We start from the raw sequence: 18,690 nt of genomic DNA, 5'->3' as shown, positions 1-18,690 counted from the left end.
TCTGCGCACAGTCGTGCCGAGAGGGTGCCCCGCATGTGTGCGTTCGCACGCGCGGGGGCGCCCCCTGTCGATCCGGTTGGAGCGTCAGTTCGGCTCGGTTTCGAAGGTGCGCAGCAGATCGGCCGCGACGCTCACGGCAATGGTCGCGGGTTCCTTGCCGGTGATGTCGGCCAGCCCGATCGGGGTCTTGATCCGATCGATGGTGGCCTCGTCGTGACCGCCCTCGGTGGCGAGGCGTTTGCGGAACCGTGCCCACTTGGCCGCCGACCCGATCAGCCCGATGGAGCCGAGATGGCTTGTGCGCAAGGCGGCGTCGCACAGCGCGGCATCCTCGGCGTGATCATGGGTCATGATCAGGATGTGGGTGCCGCGCGGCAACTCCTCCAGCACCTCCTCCGGCAGCAGCGGCGTGTGATGCACGTGCACCTGTGCCACCGCGTCCGCCAGCACGTCGAGCCGCTCCTCGGTGAGGACGTCGGAGCGGGAGTCGATCAGATGGAGGTCGAGGTCCTGACGTGCCAGGATGCGCGCCAGTTCCAGCCCGACGTGCCCGACGCCGAAGATCGCCACGGCCCGTACCACCGGCAGCGGTTCGAGCAGCACCGAGACCGTGCCACCGCAGCACTGCACGCCATGCTGGTTGGTCACCTTGTCGTTCAGGGCGAAATCGATCAGCTCGGGCTCCGGTTTGCACACGGCGATCATCTCCCGGGCCCGGTCGATCGCGACGGCCTCGACATTGCCGCCACCGATCGAGCCCCACGTCTGTGTCTGCCCCACAACGAGTTTCGCACCGGCGTCGCGCGGGGCATGACCGCGCACGGTCGCGACGGTCACCAGCACGCCGGCCTCCCGGCGTGCTCGCAACCGCGCGACCGCGGCGACCCACGTCATGTCAGGCACCGCTCAACGCTTTTGCGTCGGTTCGGACCTTGCCGTCGGCGGCGTTGCCGTTGACGGCAGACCCGTTGCGGACGTGACCATTGCGGGAGGCCTCGCCCTGGCGAGCCGACTGGATCGCCCAGTACACCGCCTCCGGCGTCGCGGGCGAGGCCAGGTCGACGCTGACATCGCTCGGTCCGAACGCGGCGACCGCCTGCCGCAGCGCCTCTCGTACCGAGAAGGCCAGCATCAGCGGAGGCTCACCCACCGCCTTGGATCCGTAGACCGCGCCCTCCTCGGTGGCGTTCTCCAGGAGGGTGACGTTGAACTCCTCGGGCATCTCCGAGAAGCTCGGCAGCTTGTAGGTGCTCGCGGCCTGGGTCAGCAACCGGCCGCGGTTGGGCCCCTCGCTGGTGTCCCACCGCAGGTCCTCGAGCGTCAGCCAGCCCGCGCCCTGCACGAAACCGCCCTCGACCTGACCGATGTCGATCATCGGGGACAGGCTGTCGCCGACATCGTGGACGATGTCCACCCGCCGGATGCGGTACGCGCCGGTGAAGCCGTCGACCTCCACCTCGGTCGCCGCGGCGCCGTGGGCGAAGTACTTGAACGGTGAACCCCGGAACGCCTTCGCGTCCCAGTGCAGCCCCTCGGTCCGGTAGAAGCCGGACGCCGACAACTGGACCCGCTGGAAGTACGCGGTGTGCACCAGATCGTCCCAGGCCAGCTCCTTGTCGCTCCCCAGCGCCCGCGCGACGCCGTCGACGATGCGCACATCCGCGGCGTTCGCGCCCAGCTGGGAGGCGGCCACCTGCAGCAGCCGCTCGCGCAGCTGCTCGCAGGCGTTCTTCACCGCCCCACCATTGAGATCCGCTCCGGAACTGGCGGCGGTGGCGGAGGTGTTGGGCACCTTGTCGGTGCGCGTCGGGGCCAGCCGGACCTTGTGCAGCGGGATGCCCAGCGTGGTCGCGGCCACCTGGAGCATCTTGGTGTGCAGGCCCTGGCCCATCTCCGTGCCGCCGTGGTTGATCAGGACCGAGCCGTCCTTGTAGATCAGCACCAGCGCGCCGCCCTGGTTGAAGGCGGTGAGGTTGAACGAGATGCCGAACTTGATGCCGGTGATCGCAAGGGCCCGCTTGGTGTTCGGGTGCGCGGCGTTGAAGGCCGCGATCTCGCGCTTGCGATCGGCGATGCCGGCGTCCTCCTGCACCTGCCGCCAGACGGTGGAGATCCGTTCGGGCTGTGTGACCGGCTGTCCGTACGGTGTCGTCTGCCCCTGGCCCGGCTGGTAGAAGTTGCGCTCCCGCAGCTCCATGGGATCCAGGCCGAGCTGCGGCGCGCAGCGGCCCAGGATGTCCTCGATCACCAGCATGCCCTGCGGTCCGCCGAAGCCGCGGAAGGCGGTGTTGGAGACCGTGTTGGTCTTGGCGATGCGACCGGCGACGCGCGCGTTGGGAATCCAGTAGGTGTTGTCGATGTGGCACAGCGCTCGGGCCAGCACCGGCTCGGAGAGGTCCAGGCTCCAGCCGCCGTCCGCGACCAAGGTGGCGTCCAGGGCCTGGATACGGCCGTCCGCGTCGAAGCCGATCTTCCACGTGGCGTGGAACCCGTGCCGCTTGCCGGACATGGTCAGGTCCTGGGTCCGGTTGAGCCGGAACCGGACCGGCCGGCCGGTCAGCTTGGCGCCGAGCGCGGCGACGGCCGCGAACCCGTGCGGCTGCATCTCCTTGCCGCCGAAACCGCCCCCCATCCGCAGGCACTGCACGGTCACCTCGTGGGCGGGCACGCCGAGCACGTGGGAGACGATCTCCTGGGTCTCCGACGGGTGCTGGGTGCTGCTCTGGATGAACACCTGCCCGTTCTCGTCGACCTGGGCCAGCGCCGCGTGCGTCTCGAGGTAGAAGTGCTCCTGACCGGAGAACTGGAACTCGCCGGTGAACACATGCGCGGAGTCGGCGAAGCCGGCGTCGATGTCACCGGCCAGCATCAGGGGCTGGGCGCCGTGATAGCTGCCCGCCGCGATCGCGTCCCGCAGCGTGATCAGGGAGGGCAGTTCCTCGAGTTCCACCTCGACGGCCGCCGCACCGAGCCGGGCCGCCTCCAGGGTCTCGCCGAGCACCCAGGCGACCGCGTGGCCGTGGAACATGACCTCGTCGGGGAACAGCGGTTCGTCATGCTTCATGCCGGCGTCGTTGACGCCGGGCACGTCGGCACCGGTCAGCACACGGACCACACCGGGCACGGAGAGCGCGGGCTCGGTGCGCAGCGCGGTGATCCTGCCGCGGGCCTTCATGACCTGGACCGGATAGGCGTGCAACACGTCCTTGGTGCGATGAATCAGGTCGTCGGTGTAGAGCGCGGTGCCGGTGACGTGCAGGTTGGCGCTCTCGTGCGGCATCGAAACGCCGACGACGGGCTTTTCGGGACGCTCGGACAGATGGCTCATGACGACACCGCCTCGGTGGTTTGCGCGTACAGCTTCAGCAGGCTCTGGCCGAGCATCGCGGAGCGGTATTCGGCGCTGGCACGGTGATCGTTCATCGGCGTGCCCTGCGCCTGCAGCGCCTGGGCCGCACCCTCGACGGTCTGTGCCGACCACGGCCTGCCCTCCAGGGCCGCCTCGGTGGCGAGGGCGCGGATCGGGGTGGCGGCCACGCCGCCCAGGCCGATCCGCGCCTTGCGGACGATCCCGTCCTCGATGTCGAGCGCGAAGGCGACTGCCACGCTGGAGATGTCGTCGAAGCGCCGCTTGGCGATCTTGTGGAAGGCCACGATCGGGGACAGCGGCAGCGGGATGCGCACCGAGCGGATCAGCTCGCCGGGACGGCGCACGCTCTGCCGGTAGCCGGTGAAGTAGTCCGCCAGCGGGACCTCGCGCTCACCGTCGGCGTCGGCGAGCACCAGCGACGCCTCGAGCGCGAGCAGCACCGGCGGGCTGTCACCGATGGGGGATCCGGTACCCAGGTTGCCGCCGAGGGTGGCACCGTTGCGGATGAGCCGGGATGCGAACTGCGGGAACAGCTCTGCCAGCAGCGGGACTTCGCCGTCGAGGCGGCGTTCGATCTCGGTGAGCGTCAGCGCCGCCCCGATCTCGATGCGGTCGGATTCGACGCGCAGCTCCCGCAGTTCGGGCAGCCGGTCGATGGCGACCACGCAATCCGCCCGGCGGGAGCGGATGTTCACCTCCACGCCCCAGTCGGTGGAACCGGCGACCACCACCGCGTCGGGCCGCTCGCGCAGCAACCGCAGCGTTTCGGCCAGGGTGCTCTTGCGCAGGAACGCGCTGTCGTCCTGGGCGTACTCGGTGGCAACCGGTGCGGGCGGGGACTGCTCGCGCCGCCGCGCCAGCGGGTCCTCGTCGGTGGGCGCACCGACGGCGAACGCGGCATCGCGAATCGGTCGGTAGCCGGTGCAGCGGCAGAGGTTTCCGCTCAGCGCGTGCAGATCGAAACCGTTCGGACCGTGCTCGGCATCGGTGGTGTCGGCCGAGTCCGCGTGCGCGCAGCGGTCGGGCCGGTAGTACTCGGCCGCCATGCTGCAGACGAATCCCGGTGTGCAGTAACCGCATTGGGAGCCGCCGCGGACCGCCATCTCTTCCTGCACGGGGTGCAGGGTGGGCGGCATGCCGGGTTCGCCGGCGGTGGCGAGACCTTCGGAGGTGACGATCTCCTGACCGTCGAGCGCCGCGACCGGGACCAGGCAGGCGTTGACCGCCACCCAGTCGGTGGGCTTGTTCACCCCCGGCCGGGCCACCAGCACCGAACAGGCGCCGCACTCGCCCTCGGCGCAGCCCTCCTTGGTGCCGGTGAGGCCACGCTCGCGCAGAAAGTCCAATACCGTGGTGTGGGGCGCAGCCGGTGAAATCGGTTTTTCTTGCCCGTTGACCGTGATCCGCGCCGCTACCATGACAGGCCTTCGTTTCCGTGCGCGATCGATCGATTCATCATGTTCGCCAATTTCAGGCAGCTTTCTGTGTTCAGACGCGCCACGTGAGATGAGCGGGCGCAAAACGACACGCGACAGCGAGGTGCCGAGAGATGGTGACGGGGAATCAGGAACGTGCCACAGAGGGGCACATCAGAACGGCGTGCTCAGCAGCCGTGCGCGATCCGACCCGGAATCCAGACAGTGCTGTGGGCGAGGCGACCGAGATCAGAGCTGGTGTACATCCGCTGGTCGCCTCCTTCCGGTAGTTACGGGTCTACTCCCACCGTAAAGTAGTGACTGCGGCCACAGTGGTCAAGAGGTTGACCTCGGTGTCTCGGGAACCGAGAACCTCATACCGATGGCTCCCGGCTGCACGCAGTGTCCCGGGCCGCCGGGCGCGCCGTCAGCGCAGTGCCCCCAGTGGGTCGTCGAGGACCGGCTGCCAGGCCAGCTCTGCCGCCCCGACCAGACTGTTGTGGTCCAGCGTGCAGGGCAGAATCGGTACGCCACCGCTCTGGCCCCACAGGCTGCGGTCCGCGACGACCGCGCGGAGCCGGCCGGGGTCGGCGTCCAGGAGGGTGCGGTGCAGGCCGCCGAGGATGATGCGGTCGGGGTTGAGGATGTTGACCAGTCCCGCCAGGCCCAGGCCCAGGCGGTCGATCAGCGCCTCGGCGGCCGTACGGACGGCCGGGTCGTCGTACTGGGTGCGCAGCAGGTCGTTGGCCTGCTGGAGCAACGACACCTCGGGGCCGGGCTCGCGGCCTGCCTCGACGAGCAGCGCCAGCGGGTCGGCCTCGACGTCCAGGCAGCCGCGGCTGCCGCAGTGGCAGGGCCGGCCCTCCGGGTTGACGGTGAGGTGGCCGACCTCCAGGGCGAGCCCCGAACTGCCGGTGTGCAGACGGCCGTCCAGGACCAGTGCGCCGCCGACACCGCGGTGCCCGGTGGCCACGCACAGCAGGTCCCGGGCGCCCCGGCCGGCGCCGTGCCGGTGTTCGGCGAGCGCGGCGAGGTTGACGTCGTTGCCGGCGAAGGCCGGTCCGGTGATGCCCGCCGCGCGCACGCACTCCGCGAAGATCCGCCGGACCGGGGCGCCGACGGGCCAGGCCAGGTGCAGCGGGTTGAGGGCGAGACCGTCGGGTTCGGCCACGGCGGACGGTACGGCGAGTCCGGCGCCGACGCAGCGCCGGCCGGTCGTGCGCAGCAGTTCCGCGCCCGCCTCGACGACCGAGCCGAGCACCTTCGCCGGATCGGCGTCGACGGTCTCGCAGCCGGGCGCGGTCGCCACGATCCGCCCGCCGAGGCCCACCAGAGCGGCCCGGAAGCCGTCGGCGTGGACCTGCGCGGCGAGCGCCACCGGGCCGTCCCCGGCGACCTCCAGCCGGTGCGAGGGGCGGCCCTGCGAACCGGCCGCCGCGCCCGGCCGGGCATCCACGCGAATCAGTCCGAGCGCCTCCAGCTCGGCGGCCACCGCACCGGCGGTCGCCCGGGTCACCCCGAGTTCCGCGGTGAGTACGGCCCGGGTCGGCGCCCGCCCGGTGTGCACCAGCTCCAGCGCGGGGCCGAGCGCTCCGCGCCCCCGGTCCAGCCGCGCCCTCGAGGTGGTCCTCTCCCCCGCCGTCCGGGGATCCGCCTTGCCGCTCATGAGGGCGAGTCTCCCATGATCCGCAGGTGCGGCGGCCTACAGGCCGCTGACCCGAAGCGTGATGTTCAGACGTCCGGACAGCCCCAACTCGTCCGGCGCGGTGCCGCCGTACACCCGCGGAACCCCGTGATGGGCGAGCCGGGAGGGCCCGCCGAAGACGAACAGGTCACCGCTGCGCAGCTCCACGTCGGTGTACGGCTTCGCGCGCGTCTCGGTGTTGCCGAAGCGGAACACGCAGGTGTCGCCGAGGCTGAGGGAGACCACCGGTGCGTCCGCCTTCTCGTCGCTGTCGCGGTGCATGCCCATGCGGGCGTCGCCGTCGTAGAAGTTGATCAGTGCGATGTCGTAGGTGTACGGCTCCTGCGGGCCCAGCGCGGCGACGGCGGCGCGGCGCGCCAGCTCGCCGAGCCAGGCCGGGAACGGCTTCACGGGGGCGCCGTCGCCGTCGACGGCCGTGCGGGCGTAGGCGTACGGGTGCCAGTGCCAGCCGAGACAGACCTGCCGGGCGCTCATCGCGCCGCCGCCCGGGGTGCGTACGGTGCGCAGTCCGGCCGGCGGACGCGCCCACTGCCGACAGGCGGCGAGCAGCTCGCGCTGCCGCCCGGCGTCCAGCCAGTCCGGGACGTGCACGGCGCCCGGCGCGACCTGAGCGCGCTCCCTGGGAAACAGCTCCGCGTCCACACGCTCCATCTTGCCGCAGGCCCGCCCCACCCGCCCTGAGCTGCGGCTCCGCTAGCCTGGGAGGCACGATGAGCGACCGTATGACGACACCGTGGGGCGAGGTCGAGCTGTCCCGCTTCCCCGAGGATCCCCGCGACCGGCTGCGTGCCTGGGACGCCTCCGACGCGTACCTGCTGCGCCACCTGGCCGAGGAGGGGGTGCCGCTCACGGGCTCCGTCGTGGTGGTCGGGGACCGCTGGGGGGCGCTGGCCACGGCGCTCGCGGAGCACCGGCCGACGCAGATCACCGACTCCTTCCTGAGCCAGGAGGCGACCCGGGCGAATCTGGCGCGGGCGGGTGTCGAGCCCGGCGCCGTCCAGTTGCTGACCACCCAGGATCCCCCGCCGCAGCGGGTGGACCTGCTGCTGGTGCGGGTGCCGAAGAGCCTGGCGCTGCTGGAGGACCAGCTGCTGCGGCTGGCTCCCGCCGTGCACGCCGACACTGTCGTCGTCGGCACCGGGATGGTGAAGGAGATCCACACCTCCACGCTGCAGCTGTTCGAGCGGATCCTGGGCCCGACCCGGACCTCGCTGGCGCGCCAGAAGGCCCGGCTGATCTTCTGCACCCCGGACCCGGCGCTGGAGCGGCCGGCGAACCCGTGGCCGTACGGCTACGACCTCCCGGACGGCATCGGCGCGGTCTCCGGGCGCCCGGTCGTCAACCACGCCGGTGTCTTCTGCGCCGAGCGCCTGGACATCGGCACCCGCTTCTTCCTCCAGCACCTGCCCGGACCGGGCGCCGGCCGCGTGGTCGACCTCGGGTGCGGCAACGGCGTCGTCGGTACGGCGGTGGCCCTCGCCGATCCGTCGGCCGAGGTGCTGTTCGTGGACGAGTCCTTCCAGGCGGTGGCCTCGGCGGAGGCGACGTACAAGGCGAACGGGGTGCCCGGACACGCGGAGTTCCGGGTCGGCGACGGGCTGGCCGGGGTGGCGCCGGGCAGCGTGGACCTGGTCCTGAACAACCCGCCGTTCCACTCCCACCAGGCCACGACCGACGCGACGTCGTGGCGGATGTTCACGGGGGCGCTGCGCTCGCTCCGGCCGGGGGGTGAGCTGTGGGTGATCGGCAATCGGCACCTGGGGTACCACGTGAAGCTGAGGCGGTTGTTCGGCAACTGTGAACTGGTGGCCTCCGACCCGAAGTTCGTGGTGCTGAGGGCCGTCAAGAGGGGCTAGGCCGCCCGGGAGAGGACCCCGATGATCCGCCGCACCTCCTCGGCCATCGCGTCCCGCCCCACGCTGAGGTACTTGCGTGAGTCGACGGCCTCCGGGTGGGCGGCGAGGAACTCCCGGATCGCTCCGGTCATGGCCACGTTGAGCGCCGTGCCGACGTTGACCTTGGCGATGCCGCCGGCGACCGCCGCGACCAGGCCGTCGTCCGGGACTCCGGAGGAGCCGTGCAGGACGAGCGGGACGGACAGCGCGGCGGACAGCCGTTTCAGCAGGCCGTGGTCGAGGGCGGCAGTGCGGGTGGTCATCGCGTGCACGCTGCCGACGGCGACGGCGAGCGCGTCGACACCGGTGCCCGCCACGAAGTCGCGGGCCTGGTCCGGGTCGGTGCGGGCGCCGGGCGCGTGGGCGTCCAGCGGGAGCCTGCCGTCCTTGCCGCCGATCTGGCCCAACTCGGCCTCGATCCAGAGCCCTTGGGTATGAGCCCAGTCGGCGGCCGACCGGGTGGCGAAGAGGTTGTCGGCGTACGGCAGCCGGGCCGCGTCGTACATCACCGAGCTGAACCCGGCGTCGGGCGCCTGGCGCAGCAGGTGGTCGCTCTGCACGTGGTCCAGGTGCAACGCGACGGGGACGGCGGCGCGTTCCGCCGCGGCGACGGCCGCCCGGGCCAGGGGCAGCAGCCGCCCGTAACGGAACTTGACGGCGTTCTCGCTGACCTGGAGCACGACGGGCGCGCCGGCCGACTCGGCACCGGCGATGACGGCCTCGACGTGCTCCAGGGTGATGACGTTGAACGCGGCGACGGCTGATCTGGTTGCGGCGGCTGCGGTGACCAGCTCGCCGGTGGATGCGAGGGGCACTGAGGTGTCCTTCCGGGGCGCGGACGGCGGGTCGGACTTCAGGGGGCGAGGATCACCGAGCGGGTGAGATGACGCGGCTGGTCGGGGTCGAGGCCACGGGCGGCGGCGACGGCGACCGCGAGCCGCTGCACACGGACGAGTTCGGCGAGCGGGTCGAGCCCGCCGCCGACCCACAACCCCCCGGTGGCACGGACCTGTTCGGCGAGCCCTTCGGGTGCCTCGCCGAACATCCAGGTGGCGGTGCCCTCGGTGGTGATGCTGATCGGGCCGTGCCGGTACTCCATCGCCGGATAGGCCTCGGTCCAGGACAGCGAGGCCTCGCGCATCTTCAGCCCGGCCTCGCTCGCGAGCCCGACGGTCCAGCCGCGCCCGAGGAAGGTGAACTGGGTGCAGGCGACCAGCCGTTCGGGAAGAGGAGTGGAGAGGGCCGTGCGCGCGTCGGCGACGACGGAGTCGGTGTGCAGGCCGAGGTGGGCGCGCAGGAGGGTGAGGGCGGTGGTGGCGAACCGGGTCTGGACGACGGAGCGTTCGTCGGCGAAGTCCAGCACCACGAGGTCGTCGGCGGCCGACATCACCGGGGTGTCCGGATCCCCCGTGACGGCCGTGGTCCGCGTCCTGCCGCTCAACTCGCCGAGCAGTTCCAGCACTTCGGTGGTGGTGCCGGAGCGGGTGAGGGCCACCACCCGGTCGTACGACCGTCCGTACGGGAACTCGGAGGCCGCGAACGCGTCGGTCTCGCCCTGGCCGGCGCGCTCCCGCAGGCCGGCCACCGCCTGCGCCATGAAGTACGAGGTCCCGCACCCCACGATCGCGACCCGCTCCCCCGGCCCCGGGAGGGCGTCCCGGTACCGCCCCGCCTCCTCGGCCGCCCGTATCCAGCACTCCGGCTGGCTGTTCAGCTCGCTCTCGACATGGCTCATGGCCATACCCTCCCCTTGCTGATTGTTCCTGCAAGATATAGCGAGTTTTCGAGCAGCATCAAGCATTCGAGCGCAGAGAGAGGTGCGCTAGGGTCACCGGGAACACTTGGGAACGGAGGCTGCGGATGTCCCGGGACGCCCGCTGGAAGGCGCTGCTGGAACTGCTCGTCGAGCGCGGCCGGCTGGACGTCGAGGAGGCGGCGGCCGAGCTGGAGGTGTCGGCTGCGACGATCCGCCGGGACTTCGACCAGCTCGCCGAGCAGCAGATGCTGGTGCGCACCCGGGGCGGGGCCGTGGTGCACGGGGTGTCGTACGAACTCCCCCTGCGCTACAAGACGGCCCGCCGCGCCTCGGAGAAGCAGCGCATCGCCAAGGCCGTGGCCGAACTCGTCGCGCCCGGCGAGGCGGTGGGGCTGACCGGCGGCACGACCACCACGGAGGTGGCCCGCGCCCTGGCCGTGCGCGGCGATCTGTCCACCGGATCGCCCGCGTTGACCATCGTCACCAACGCGCTCAACATCGCCAACGAGCTCGCCGTACGGCCCCAGTTCAAGATCGTGGTGACGGGCGGTGTGGCACGCCCGCAGTCGTACGAGCTCATCGGACCGCTCGCGGACGGTGTGCTCGGTCAGATCACGCTCGACGTGGCGGTGCTCGGGGTCGTCGCCTTCGACGTCACGCACGGCGCGGCGGCCCATGACGAGGCGGAGGCCGCGATCAACCGGCTCCTGTGCGAGCGCGCCGAGCGGGTCGTGGTCGCCGCGGACTCCAGCAAGCTGGGCCAGCGGGCGTTCGCCCGGATCTGCGGCGCGGAGCTGGTGGACACGCTCGTGACGGACACGGCGGTGGCACAGGAAACGGTGCGCCGCTTCGAGGAGGCGGGCGTCCGGGTCGTCCCGGTGTGACACCGCACGCGACTCGGTCGCGGCCGGCCTTCACCGCCACCGCACCACACCGCCCGGCTCACACTCCGCCGCCGTCGCCACACCGCCCCGCGCAGACTCCACCGCCGTCGCCCTCCACGGCCACCGCGCCACGCCAGCCCGGCTCAGGTGCCGCTGCAGTGGGCCTTCGTACCCACGACGCCGTGCCGCCCGGCTCAAATACCCCTGCCGTCGACCCTCATCGCCACCGCACCACACCGCCCGGCTCAAACTCCACCGCCGTCGCCACACCGCCCCGCGCAGACTCCACCGCCGTCGCCCTCCACGGCCACCGCACCACGCCAGCCCGGCTCAGATGCCGCTGCGGTCGGCCTTCACGAACCCCGCGCCGCGTTGGTCGTTGCAGCCCGCCGGTGGCCGGTCGAGCGGGTCGGGCCAGGTCTGCTGGGCCTGGAGCGCCACACTCACCAGGGTCAGCAACAGGTCGACATCGCTCGCCGCGTCGAGGCGCAGGGTCACCCACTGCGAACCGGGCACGATCCTGATCGCGCCCGAGCCCCTGAGATCCTTGGCGAACCGGCGGATCGCCCGGTCGGTCAGCCGCAGATCCACATCGCGCTCCGAGTGGAAGTGGGCGATCTCGCCCTGGGCCGAACTCACCGCCTGCCCAAGGCCGCAGCTCGGGACCGCCTGGCTCAGGTCGGGCCAGGTCGCCAGTTGCGCGAGCGCGCGCGAGGCCAACGTCATGGGCCCATCATGGCCCGCTCACCCCTCGGCAACCAGCTCGTGAGCAAGCATTAACCGACCTGTATCCGACCGCGGGGCGCCCATGGACGGCCTCGGAGCACACTCAACGAGGCATGCGTCCCGCCGCGTTGACGCGCCCACCGGTCCGCGCGAGCACAAGTCGGTGCAGGTCAAGGGCACATCGGTCGATTCCCGGCCACTCGGGCTCTGGTCACGGAAATACCCGGGGCGGCCCGAAGCGGGGCAGAAGGCGTTGTCGCCGAAGCGAGTGATGGCGCAGATCGGGGCCGTCTCGCAGTGTGAGAACGACAAGCCCGTGGGTGTGCGGCGGGGCTGCCGGGCTCGCGCGGGCAGCTGCCGAACCGAGCGGCTCGGGCGGCATGGTCGGCACGGCACACGAAAGCGGGCGGGGCACGGGAACCGTTCACCGGGGGAACGCGCCCCGGGTACGCCCCCTCGCCTCACCCACGCCGCCCAGGCTGCCGCACCCTCGCGATATCCCTTGCCCCGCCCCGCCGCCCCGCCTAGCCTGACTTTGTGCCGCTAATAAACAAACCCCGATCGCACAGCGTCGTGCCGGGTGACAGCCGCGATCTCTCCCGGCTCCGCATCGCGCTCACCGCCTTCTTCGCCCTCGACGGCTTCGTCTTCGCGGGCTGGGTGGTCCGCATCCCTGCCATCAAGCAGCAGACAGGCTCCTCCGCCGGCGCCCTCGGCCTGGCGCTCCTCGGCGTCTCCGCGGGCGCCGTCATCACCATGACGCTGACCGGTCGGCTGTGCCGCCGTTACGGCAGCCACCCGGTCACCGTGGTCTGCGCCGTCCTGCTCTCCCTCAGCGTCAGCCTGCCCCCGCTGACCCACTCCGCGCCCGCGCTCGGCGCCGTACTCCTCGTCTTCGGCGCCGCCTACGGTGGCATCAACGTCGCCTTCAACAGCGCCGCCGTCGATCTGGTGGCCGCGTTGCGGCGGCCGATCATGCCGTCGTTCCATGCCGCGTTCAGTCTCGGCGGCATGATCGGCGCCGGTCTCGGCGGACTGGTCGCCGGTGCGCTCTCCCCCACGCGGCATCTGCTCGGCCTGTCCCTGGTCGGACTGCTCGTCACGGCCGTCGCCGGGCGAACCCTGCTGCGGCAGGAGCCGCCCGCCCCGGTGGACCGCGCGCCCTCCTCGCCCCCGGAGACGCACCGTGCCGCGGCGCGGCGGACCGGCGGCCGCGGGCTGGTCGTCGTCTTCGGGCTGATCGCGCTGTGCACGGCCTACGGCGAAGGCGCCATGGCCGACTGGGGCGCGCTCCACCTCCAGCAGGACCTCGCGGCGTCGTCCGGTGCGGCGGCGGCCGGGTACTCGTGTTTCGCGCTGGCCATGACCGTGGGCAGGGCGACCGGCACGAGCCTCCTGGAGCGCCTCGGCCGTGCCCGCACGGTGATCGGCGGCGGCACCGTCGCGGCGGTGGGGATGCTGCTCGGCTCACTCGCACCGTCCGTGTGGGCCGCGCTGATCGGCTTCGCCGTCACCGGGCTCGGGCTCGCCAACCTCTTCCCGGTCGCCGTGGAGCGGGCCGGTGCGCTGACCGGCCCGTCCGGCGTGGCCGTCGCCTCGACGTTCGGCTACGGCGGCATGCTGCTCGGGCCGCCCGCGATCGGGTTCATGGCGGACTGGTTCTCCCTGTCGGCCGCGCTCACCAGCGTCGCGGCGCTGGCCGCCGTCGCCGCGGCCATCGGGGTGTCCACGCGGCGGACGATGGGCGCGTGAGCCGGCGGCCGACGGAACCCGGCCCGCGGGGTTGCCCAGGGGTCTTTCCAGCGTGCCGGTCCGGGCAGTTGTCCGGCGGGAAGGTGCCCGTGCGCGTGTCGAGCCCCGCCCACAAGCCCGGTCACATCCGTCCGGCACGATCGGCCCCGCACCGAGCACGCCCGGCCGGCCACCCCAGGGAGGTCCCAGCCGACCCCACCGAACCCCACCGGACCCGGCCAGCACTCCGTAATTCACCGGCCCGGCAAGCACCCGTCCGGCAAACTCACGCCCATGGACACTGCCGACTTCCTTCAGACCCTGGACCGGGAGGGCCGGTTGCTCGCGGCGGCCGCCGCCGCGGCGGGGACCGATGCCAAGGTGCCGACCTGCCCGGAATGGCAGGTGAGCGACCTGCTGCGGCACACCGGGATGGTGCACCGCTGGGCCGCCGCCTTCGTCGCCGAGGGGCACACCTCCTACCACCCCGACGGCGGACTGCCCGACCTGGACGGCGCCGAGCTGCTCGCCTGGTTCCGGGAAGGGCACCGGTATCTCGTCGACACCTTTGCCTCCGCCGCGCCCGACGTGGAGTGCTGGCACTTCCTGCCGGCGCCGTCGCCGCTCGCGTTCTGGGTCCGGAGGCAGGCGCACGAGACGACCGTGCACCGGGTCGACGCCGAGTCCGCGAGGGGCGGCGCCCCCGGCGAGATCGCGCCCGGCTTCGCCGCGGACGGCGTCGACGAGCTGCTGTGCGGGTTCCACGCGCGCGCCAAGAGCAGGGTTCGGAGCGAAGAGCCGCGGGTGCTCAGGATGCGGGCGACGGACGTGGACGGCGCGGTGTGGACCGTACGCCTGTCGCCGGAACCGCCCGTGACCGTGCGGGAGGCGACCGGGGAGGCCGACTGCGAAGTCGCCGGGCCGGCCGCGAGTTGTACCTGTCGCTGTGGAACCGGGTGCCGTTCCCCAGCGTGACCGGGGACGCCTCGGTCGCCGCACTGTGGCGCGAGAAGTCCGCCGTCACCTGGAGCTGACGGCGCTCAGTCCGTCAGCATCCGGCTCAGTACCGCGCGCTGCACCGGCCGTACCTCGCCGTGCAGCGCGCGCCCCTTCGCCGTGAGCGCCACGCGCACCCCTCGCCGGTCCTCGGCGCACATGGCGCGCTCGACCAGGCCGTCCTTCTCCAGGCGCCCGATCAGCCGGGACAGGGCACTCTGGCTGAGGTGGACGCGGTCGGAGATCTCCTGGACGCGGTAGGCGCAGCCGCCGTCCGCCGCCGCGCCCTCGGCCAGCAGGTCGAGGACCTCGAAGTCGCTGGCGCACAGGCCGTGTCCGTGCAGCGCCCGGTCCAGCTCGCACTGGGTGCGGGCATGCAGCGCGAGGATGTCCCGCCACTGCTCCACGAGCGCCTGCTCGGCCCTGTTCGACGCCATGGGCGCACCGTAGCAGAGAAACAAGATTATTGCATCGGAATTAAATGCATTTGCATTCGATGCATGCGCATGTAGTGTCTTCGCCATGACCTCTCCGCTCACCCCCTCCGCGGCCCCGTCCCCGGCGGTTCGCTGGACCCCCCGGCTGTGGGGCACCCTGCTGGTGCTCTGCGCGGCGATGTTCCTGGACGCGCTGGACGTGTCGATGGTCGGCGTCGCGCTGCCGTCCATCGGCTCCGACCTCCACCTGTCCACATCGACGCTGCAATGGATCGTCAGCGGCTACATCCTGGGCTACGGCGGCCTGCTCCTCCTCGGCGGCCGCACCGCCGACCTGCTCGGCCGGCGTCAGGTGTTCCTCGTCGCCCTCGGTGTCTTCGCGCTCGCCTCGCTGCTCGGCGGGCTCGTGGACTCGGGTCCACTGCTGATCGCCAGCCGTTTCGTCAAGGGCCTGAGCGCGGCCTTCACGGCCCCGGCCGGCCTGTCGATCATCACCACGACGTTCCCGGAGGGCCCGCTGCGCAACCGCGCCCTCTCCATCTACACCACCTGCGCCGCCACCGGCTTCTCCATGGGCCTGGTGCTCTCGGGCCTGCTCACCGAGGCCAGCTGGCGCTTCACCATGCTGCTGCCCGCGCCGATCGCCCTCCTCGCGCTGCTCGCCGGCCTGCGGCTGCTGCCGCGCAGCGCCCGCGAGGACAACCACGACGGCTACGACATCCCGGGCGCCGTCCTCGGTACCGCGGCGATGCTGCTGCTGGTCTTCACCGTCGTCCAGGCGCCCGAGGCCGGCTGGGCCTCGGCCCGCACGCTGTTGTCCTTCGTCGCCGTCGCAGTCCTGCTGACCGCCTTCGTCCTGCTCGAACGGCGCTCGCCGAGCCCGCTGATCCGGCTGGGCGTGCTGCGCTCGGGCAGCCAGGTGCGCGCCCAGCTCGGCGCGATCGCCTTCTTCGGCAGTTACGTGGGCTTCCAGTTCCTGACCACGCTGTACATGCAGTCCCTGCTCGGCTGGTCCGCGCTGCACACGGCACTGGCGTTCCTGCCGGCGGGCGCGCTGGTGGCGGTGTCCTCGACGAAGGTCGGCGGAATCGTCGACCGGTTCGGCACCCCGCGGCTGATCGCCACCGGCTTCGCCTTCATGGTCCTCGGCTACGCCCTGTTCCTGCGGGTCGACCTCGACCCGGTGTACGCGGCCGTGATCCTGCCGTCCATGCTGCTGATCGGCGCGGCCTGCGCGCTGGTCTTCCCCTCGCTCAACATCCAGGCCACCAACGGGGTCGAGGACCACGAGCAGGGCATGGTCTCCGGTCTGCTCAACACCTCGGTGCAGGTGGGCGGCGCGATCTTCCTGGCCGTGGTCACGGCCGTGGTGACCGCGAACACCCCCGCGCACGCCACCCCGCAGGCCGTCCTCGACAGCTACCGGCCGGGCTTCATGGTCGTCACGGGCATCGCGGCGGCCGGTCTGCTGATCACCCTCACCGGTCTGCGCGGCCGGCGTACACAGCGGTCCCTCGTGGTCGCCAGGTCCACCGTGGAGGAGGCAGAAGCGGAGCGCGTGGCGGTCCGTGACTAGGGGGAAGCCTCCAACCGGGCGCCCGGCGGGGCCGATTGCCCCGCCGGGCGCCCGTCTGTGAAGCTGAGGGAATGTACGCATACGGGGGACGCCGCAAGGCCCAACAGGACGCGGCGACGGTGGAGATCGGCTACGCGCTGGTGAGCGCCGCCTTCGCGGCGGCAGTGCTGTTCGGGGCCGTGGCCGGGCCGGCACTGCTCTTCGAGCTGCCGCCGCTGCTGTCCGAGGTCCTGCTGCGGCTCGGCATGACGGTCGCACCGGTCGTGTTCGTGGCCCGGGTGGTGAGCGTGCTGGTGCGCTTCCGGCAGGCGGCTCAGCCCAGCCAGCCGGGCCGTGCCAACCCCGACTCGTAGGCCAGGACCACGAGTTGGGCGCGGTCCCGCGCGCCCAGCTTCACCATCGTGCGGCTCACATGGGTCTTGGCGGTGAGCGGACTGACCACCAGCCGGCGGGCGATCTCTTCGTTGGACAGGCCGATGCCGACCAGCGCCATCACCTCCCGCTCGCGCTCGGTGAGCCGGCCGAGGGCGTCCGCCGCCGCGGGTTCCTTGGAGCGGGCCGCGAACTCCGCGATCAGCCGGCGGGTGACGCCCGGCGACAGCAGCGCGTCGCCCTGGACCACCGCCCGCACCGCGCGCAGGAGTTCCTCCGGTTCGGTGTCCTTGACCAGGAAACCGGAGGCGCCGGAGCGGATCGCCTCGAAAACGTACTCGTCCAGCTCGAAGGTGGTGAGCATGACCACCTTCACGTCCTTCAGCTCCGCGTCGCCGGTGATGCGCCGGGTCGCGGCGAGACCGTCCAGCAGGGGCATGCGGATGTCCATCAGGACGACGTCCGGCCGCAGTTCCCGCACCTGGCGCAGCGCCTCCTCGCCGTCGGACGCCTCCCCGGCCACCTCGATGTCCGGCTGGGCGTCCAGCAACGCCCTGAAACCGGCCCGCACGAGCGACTGGTCGTCGGCGAGCAGTACCCGGATCACTGGTCCTCCCTGGGGTGCGACGGCAGTACGGCGAGCACCCGGAAGCCGCCGTCGGGGCGCGGGCCCGCCTCGATGGTGCCACCCAGCGCGGCCGCCCGTTCCCGCATGCCGGCCAGCCCCTTCCCGCTGCCCCCGGCGTGGGCGCCGGTGGCCGGACCGTCGTCGTCGATGCGCAGCCGCAGCGCGTCGCCGTCGTGGGCGAACCGCACGCGCGCGTGCCGCGATCCGGAGTGCCGTACGACGTTGGTCAGCGCCTCCTGGACGATACGGAAGGCGGCGAGGTCGGCACCGGGCGGCAGCTGCGGCGACTCGCCCTCGGTCTCCACGGTCAGCCCGGCCGCGGCCGCCTGCTCCACCAGCTCCGGCAGCCGGCCCAGGCCGGGAGCGGGGGCGCGCGGCGCGGCGCCGGGGGCGCGCAGGGTGTCGAGCACCTGGCGCACTTCGCCGAGGGCCTCCTTGCTGGCGGCCTTGATGGTGGCGAGCGCGGCCCGCGCCTGCTCGGGCTCGCTGTCGAGCAGCGCGAGCCCCATGCCGGCCTGGACGTTGATGACGGAGATGCTGTGCGCGAGGACGTCGTGCAACTCGCGGGCGATCCGCAGCCGTTCCTCGTCCGCGCGGCGCCGCGCCGCCTGAGCCCGGTCGGCACGCTCCCGCGCCCACTGCTCGCGCCGCACCCGCACCAGTTCCGCCAGGGCTATGACGGCCAGCACCCAGGCGCCGATGCCGATCTCCTGATAGACGCTCGCCCCCTTGTCCCCCGAGGGCGGGAGCCAGCGGTAGAGCCAGAGGGCGACCAGGGCGTGCCCCACCCACAGCAGGCCGACGGCCCCCCAGGCCGCGCGCCGGTGACCGGCGACGACCGCGCTGAAGCAGCCGACGGCGACGGTCAGGAAGACCGGTCCGTAGGGGTAGCCCGCGGCGAGGTAGCCGAGGGTCGCGGCCGCGGTGCCGTAGGCCACGGCCACCGGGTGCCGGTGCCGCCACAGCAGCAGGACCGGGGCGACCAGCAGCAGCACGCGTGCGTAGCCGTCCAGGGGCAGGCGGTGGGGCTGGCTGTGGGCCGCGAAGTGGGTGCCGATCAGGACGAACGCGGTGAGCAGCACCGTGCTGCGCCAGGGCCAGTGGGCCCGGGGCGGCTCCGTCTCGCCGGGTGCGCTCCCCCACGGCGGCCCGTGCCGCCACCACTGACCTGGGGCGCGCTGCTCTTCCATGCAGGCCAC

Annotated in this window: 16 protein-coding genes and 1 pseudogene; 6 read left to right on the top strand and 11 right to left on the bottom strand. The window is 72.3% G+C overall.

The window, feature by feature from the left end; translation table 11 throughout:
- Positions 1 to 84: 84 nt before the first annotated feature.
- From xdhC to LMU33_RS04090, 5 genes are all read right to left on the bottom strand, one after another.
- Entirely contained in the window at positions 85 to 894 is an 810-nt protein-coding gene (xdhC, locus tag LMU33_RS04110) for a xanthine dehydrogenase accessory protein XdhC (protein ID WP_228617423.1), read from the bottom strand.
- A 1-nt stretch (position 895) separates the two neighbouring features.
- Positions 896 to 3,328, bottom strand: coding sequence for a xanthine dehydrogenase molybdopterin binding subunit (gene xdhB / locus LMU33_RS04105; RefSeq protein WP_228617421.1), 2,433 nt, complete (start codon positions 3,326 to 3,328; stop codon positions 896 to 898).
- On the bottom strand, positions 3,325 to 4,788 hold the full coding sequence (locus LMU33_RS04100) for a xanthine dehydrogenase small subunit (protein ID WP_228617633.1): 1,464 nt from the start codon (positions 4,786 to 4,788) through the stop codon (positions 3,325 to 3,327). Before LMU33_RS04100 ends, xdhB begins: the two co-directional genes overlap by 4 nt.
- 424 nt (positions 4,789 to 5,212) lie before the next feature.
- On the bottom strand, positions 5,213 to 6,451 hold the full coding sequence (locus tag LMU33_RS04095) for an ROK family protein (RefSeq protein ID WP_228617420.1): 1,239 nt from the start codon (positions 6,449 to 6,451) through the stop codon (positions 5,213 to 5,215).
- Between the two features lie 36 nt (positions 6,452 to 6,487).
- Positions 6,488 to 7,132, bottom strand: coding sequence for an alpha-ketoglutarate-dependent dioxygenase AlkB family protein (locus LMU33_RS04090; RefSeq protein WP_228617418.1), 645 nt, complete (start codon positions 7,130 to 7,132; stop codon positions 6,488 to 6,490).
- Between the two features lie 80 nt (positions 7,133 to 7,212).
- Here LMU33_RS04090 and LMU33_RS04085 point away from each other — a divergent pair, with 80 nt between their 5' ends.
- Positions 7,213 to 8,346, top strand: a complete 1,134-nt coding sequence (locus tag LMU33_RS04085) for a methyltransferase (RefSeq protein ID WP_228617632.1) — start codon at positions 7,213 to 7,215, stop codon at positions 8,344 to 8,346.
- Here the strand turns inward: LMU33_RS04085 and LMU33_RS04080 are convergent.
- Both LMU33_RS04080 and LMU33_RS04075 read right to left on the bottom strand, forming a co-directional pair.
- Complete coding sequence (locus LMU33_RS04080; RefSeq protein WP_228617416.1) at positions 8,343 to 9,200, bottom strand: class II fructose-bisphosphate aldolase; 858 nt, start codon at positions 9,198 to 9,200, stop codon at positions 8,343 to 8,345. The two genes, LMU33_RS04085 and LMU33_RS04080, sit on opposite strands and share 4 nt — an antisense overlap.
- Before the next feature lie 38 nt (positions 9,201 to 9,238).
- Positions 9,239 to 10,120, bottom strand: a complete 882-nt coding sequence (locus LMU33_RS04075; protein ID WP_228617415.1) for an SIS domain-containing protein — start codon at positions 10,118 to 10,120, stop codon at positions 9,239 to 9,241.
- Between the two features lie 125 nt (positions 10,121 to 10,245).
- On the opposite strand from LMU33_RS04075, the gene LMU33_RS04070 reads away from it, so the two are divergent.
- Positions 10,246 to 11,025: a DeoR/GlpR family DNA-binding transcription regulator gene (locus LMU33_RS04070; RefSeq protein WP_228617413.1), complete on the top strand. Its 780-nt coding sequence runs from the start codon at positions 10,246 to 10,248 to the stop codon at positions 11,023 to 11,025.
- Positions 11,026 to 11,355: 330 nt separating this feature from the next.
- Here the strand turns inward: LMU33_RS04070 and LMU33_RS04065 are convergent, their stop codons facing one another.
- Positions 11,356 to 11,751, bottom strand: coding sequence for a luciferase domain-containing protein (locus LMU33_RS04065; protein ID WP_228617411.1), 396 nt, complete (start codon positions 11,749 to 11,751; stop codon positions 11,356 to 11,358).
- Positions 11,752 to 12,324: 573 nt separating this feature from the next.
- Between LMU33_RS04065 and LMU33_RS04060 the strand changes: the two genes are divergently transcribed.
- Both LMU33_RS04060 and LMU33_RS04055 read left to right on the top strand, forming a co-directional pair.
- Entirely contained in the window at positions 12,325 to 13,503 is a 1,179-nt protein-coding gene (locus LMU33_RS04060) for an MFS transporter (RefSeq protein ID WP_228617410.1), read from the top strand.
- A gap of 273 nt (positions 13,504 to 13,776) precedes the next feature.
- Positions 13,777 to 14,516, top strand: a pseudogene (locus LMU33_RS04055) (maleylpyruvate isomerase family mycothiol-dependent enzyme).
- A gap of 6 nt (positions 14,517 to 14,522) precedes the next feature.
- Here LMU33_RS04055 and LMU33_RS04050 read toward each other — a convergent pair.
- Entirely contained in the window at positions 14,523 to 14,915 is a 393-nt protein-coding gene (locus LMU33_RS04050; protein ID WP_228617408.1) for a MarR family winged helix-turn-helix transcriptional regulator, read from the bottom strand.
- Between the two features lie 85 nt (positions 14,916 to 15,000).
- Between LMU33_RS04050 and LMU33_RS04045 the strand changes: the two genes are divergently transcribed.
- Together LMU33_RS04045 and LMU33_RS04040 are read left to right on the top strand one after the other, a co-directional pair.
- The gene (locus LMU33_RS04045; protein ID WP_228617406.1) at positions 15,001 to 16,491 is read left to right on the top strand and encodes an MFS transporter; all 1,491 of its coding nucleotides are present in this window, start codon (positions 15,001 to 15,003) and stop codon (positions 16,489 to 16,491) included.
- Positions 16,492 to 16,562: 71 nt separating this feature from the next.
- Entirely contained in the window at positions 16,563 to 16,844 is a 282-nt protein-coding gene (locus tag LMU33_RS04040) for a DUF6332 family protein (protein ID WP_228617405.1), read from the top strand.
- On the opposite strand, the gene LMU33_RS04035 is transcribed toward LMU33_RS04040, so the two are convergent.
- Together LMU33_RS04035 and LMU33_RS04030 are read right to left on the bottom strand one after the other, a co-directional pair.
- On the bottom strand, positions 16,805 to 17,470 hold the full coding sequence (locus LMU33_RS04035) for a response regulator transcription factor (RefSeq protein ID WP_228617403.1): 666 nt from the start codon (positions 17,468 to 17,470) through the stop codon (positions 16,805 to 16,807). The genes LMU33_RS04040 and LMU33_RS04035 overlap by 40 nt on opposite strands.
- The gene (locus LMU33_RS04030) at positions 17,467 to 18,681 is read right to left on the bottom strand and encodes a sensor histidine kinase (RefSeq protein ID WP_228617402.1); all 1,215 of its coding nucleotides are present in this window, start codon (positions 18,679 to 18,681) and stop codon (positions 17,467 to 17,469) included. Before LMU33_RS04030 ends, LMU33_RS04035 begins: the two co-directional genes overlap by 4 nt.
- Positions 18,682 to 18,690: the final 9 nt, after the last annotated feature.

The organism is Streptomyces barringtoniae (assembly GCF_020819595.1).
In the GTDB taxonomy this organism is placed as follows: Bacteria; Actinomycetota; Actinomycetes; order Streptomycetales; family Streptomycetaceae; genus Streptomyces; species Streptomyces barringtoniae.
This window is presented reverse-complemented; position numbering and strand designations above follow the sequence as displayed.

Bases quoted from the DNA above. Each gene is read 5' to 3' on its own strand.
- xdhB (WP_228617421.1), bottom strand. From the start codon at position 3,328: ATGAGCCATCTGTCCGAGCGTCCCGAAAAGCCCGTCGTCGGCGTTTCG.
- xdhC (WP_228617423.1), bottom strand. From the start codon at position 894: ATGACGTGGGTCGCCGCGGTCGCGCGGTTGCGAGCACGCCGGGAGGCC.
- LMU33_RS04070 (WP_228617413.1), top strand. From the start codon at position 10,246: ATGTCCCGGGACGCCCGCTGGAAGGCGCTGCTGGAACTGCTCGTCGAG.
- LMU33_RS04100 (WP_228617633.1), bottom strand. From the start codon at position 4,788: ATGGTAGCGGCGCGGATCACGGTCAACGGGCAAGAAAAACCGATTTCA.
- LMU33_RS04065 (WP_228617411.1), bottom strand. From the start codon at position 11,751: ATGACGTTGGCCTCGCGCGCGCTCGCGCAACTGGCGACCTGGCCCGAC.
- LMU33_RS04040 (WP_228617405.1), top strand. From the start codon at position 16,563: ATGTACGCATACGGGGGACGCCGCAAGGCCCAACAGGACGCGGCGACG.
- LMU33_RS04085 (WP_228617632.1), top strand. From the start codon at position 7,213: ATGACGACACCGTGGGGCGAGGTCGAGCTGTCCCGCTTCCCCGAGGAT.
- LMU33_RS04075 (WP_228617415.1), bottom strand. From the start codon at position 10,120: ATGAGCCATGTCGAGAGCGAGCTGAACAGCCAGCCGGAGTGCTGGATA.
- LMU33_RS04045 (WP_228617406.1), top strand. From the start codon at position 15,001: ATGACCTCTCCGCTCACCCCCTCCGCGGCCCCGTCCCCGGCGGTTCGC.
- LMU33_RS04095 (WP_228617420.1), bottom strand. From the start codon at position 6,451: ATGAGCGGCAAGGCGGATCCCCGGACGGCGGGGGAGAGGACCACCTCG.
- LMU33_RS04050 (WP_228617408.1), bottom strand. From the start codon at position 14,915: ATGGCGTCGAACAGGGCCGAGCAGGCGCTCGTGGAGCAGTGGCGGGAC.
- LMU33_RS04030 (WP_228617402.1), bottom strand. From the start codon at position 18,681: ATGGAAGAGCAGCGCGCCCCAGGTCAGTGGTGGCGGCACGGGCCGCCG.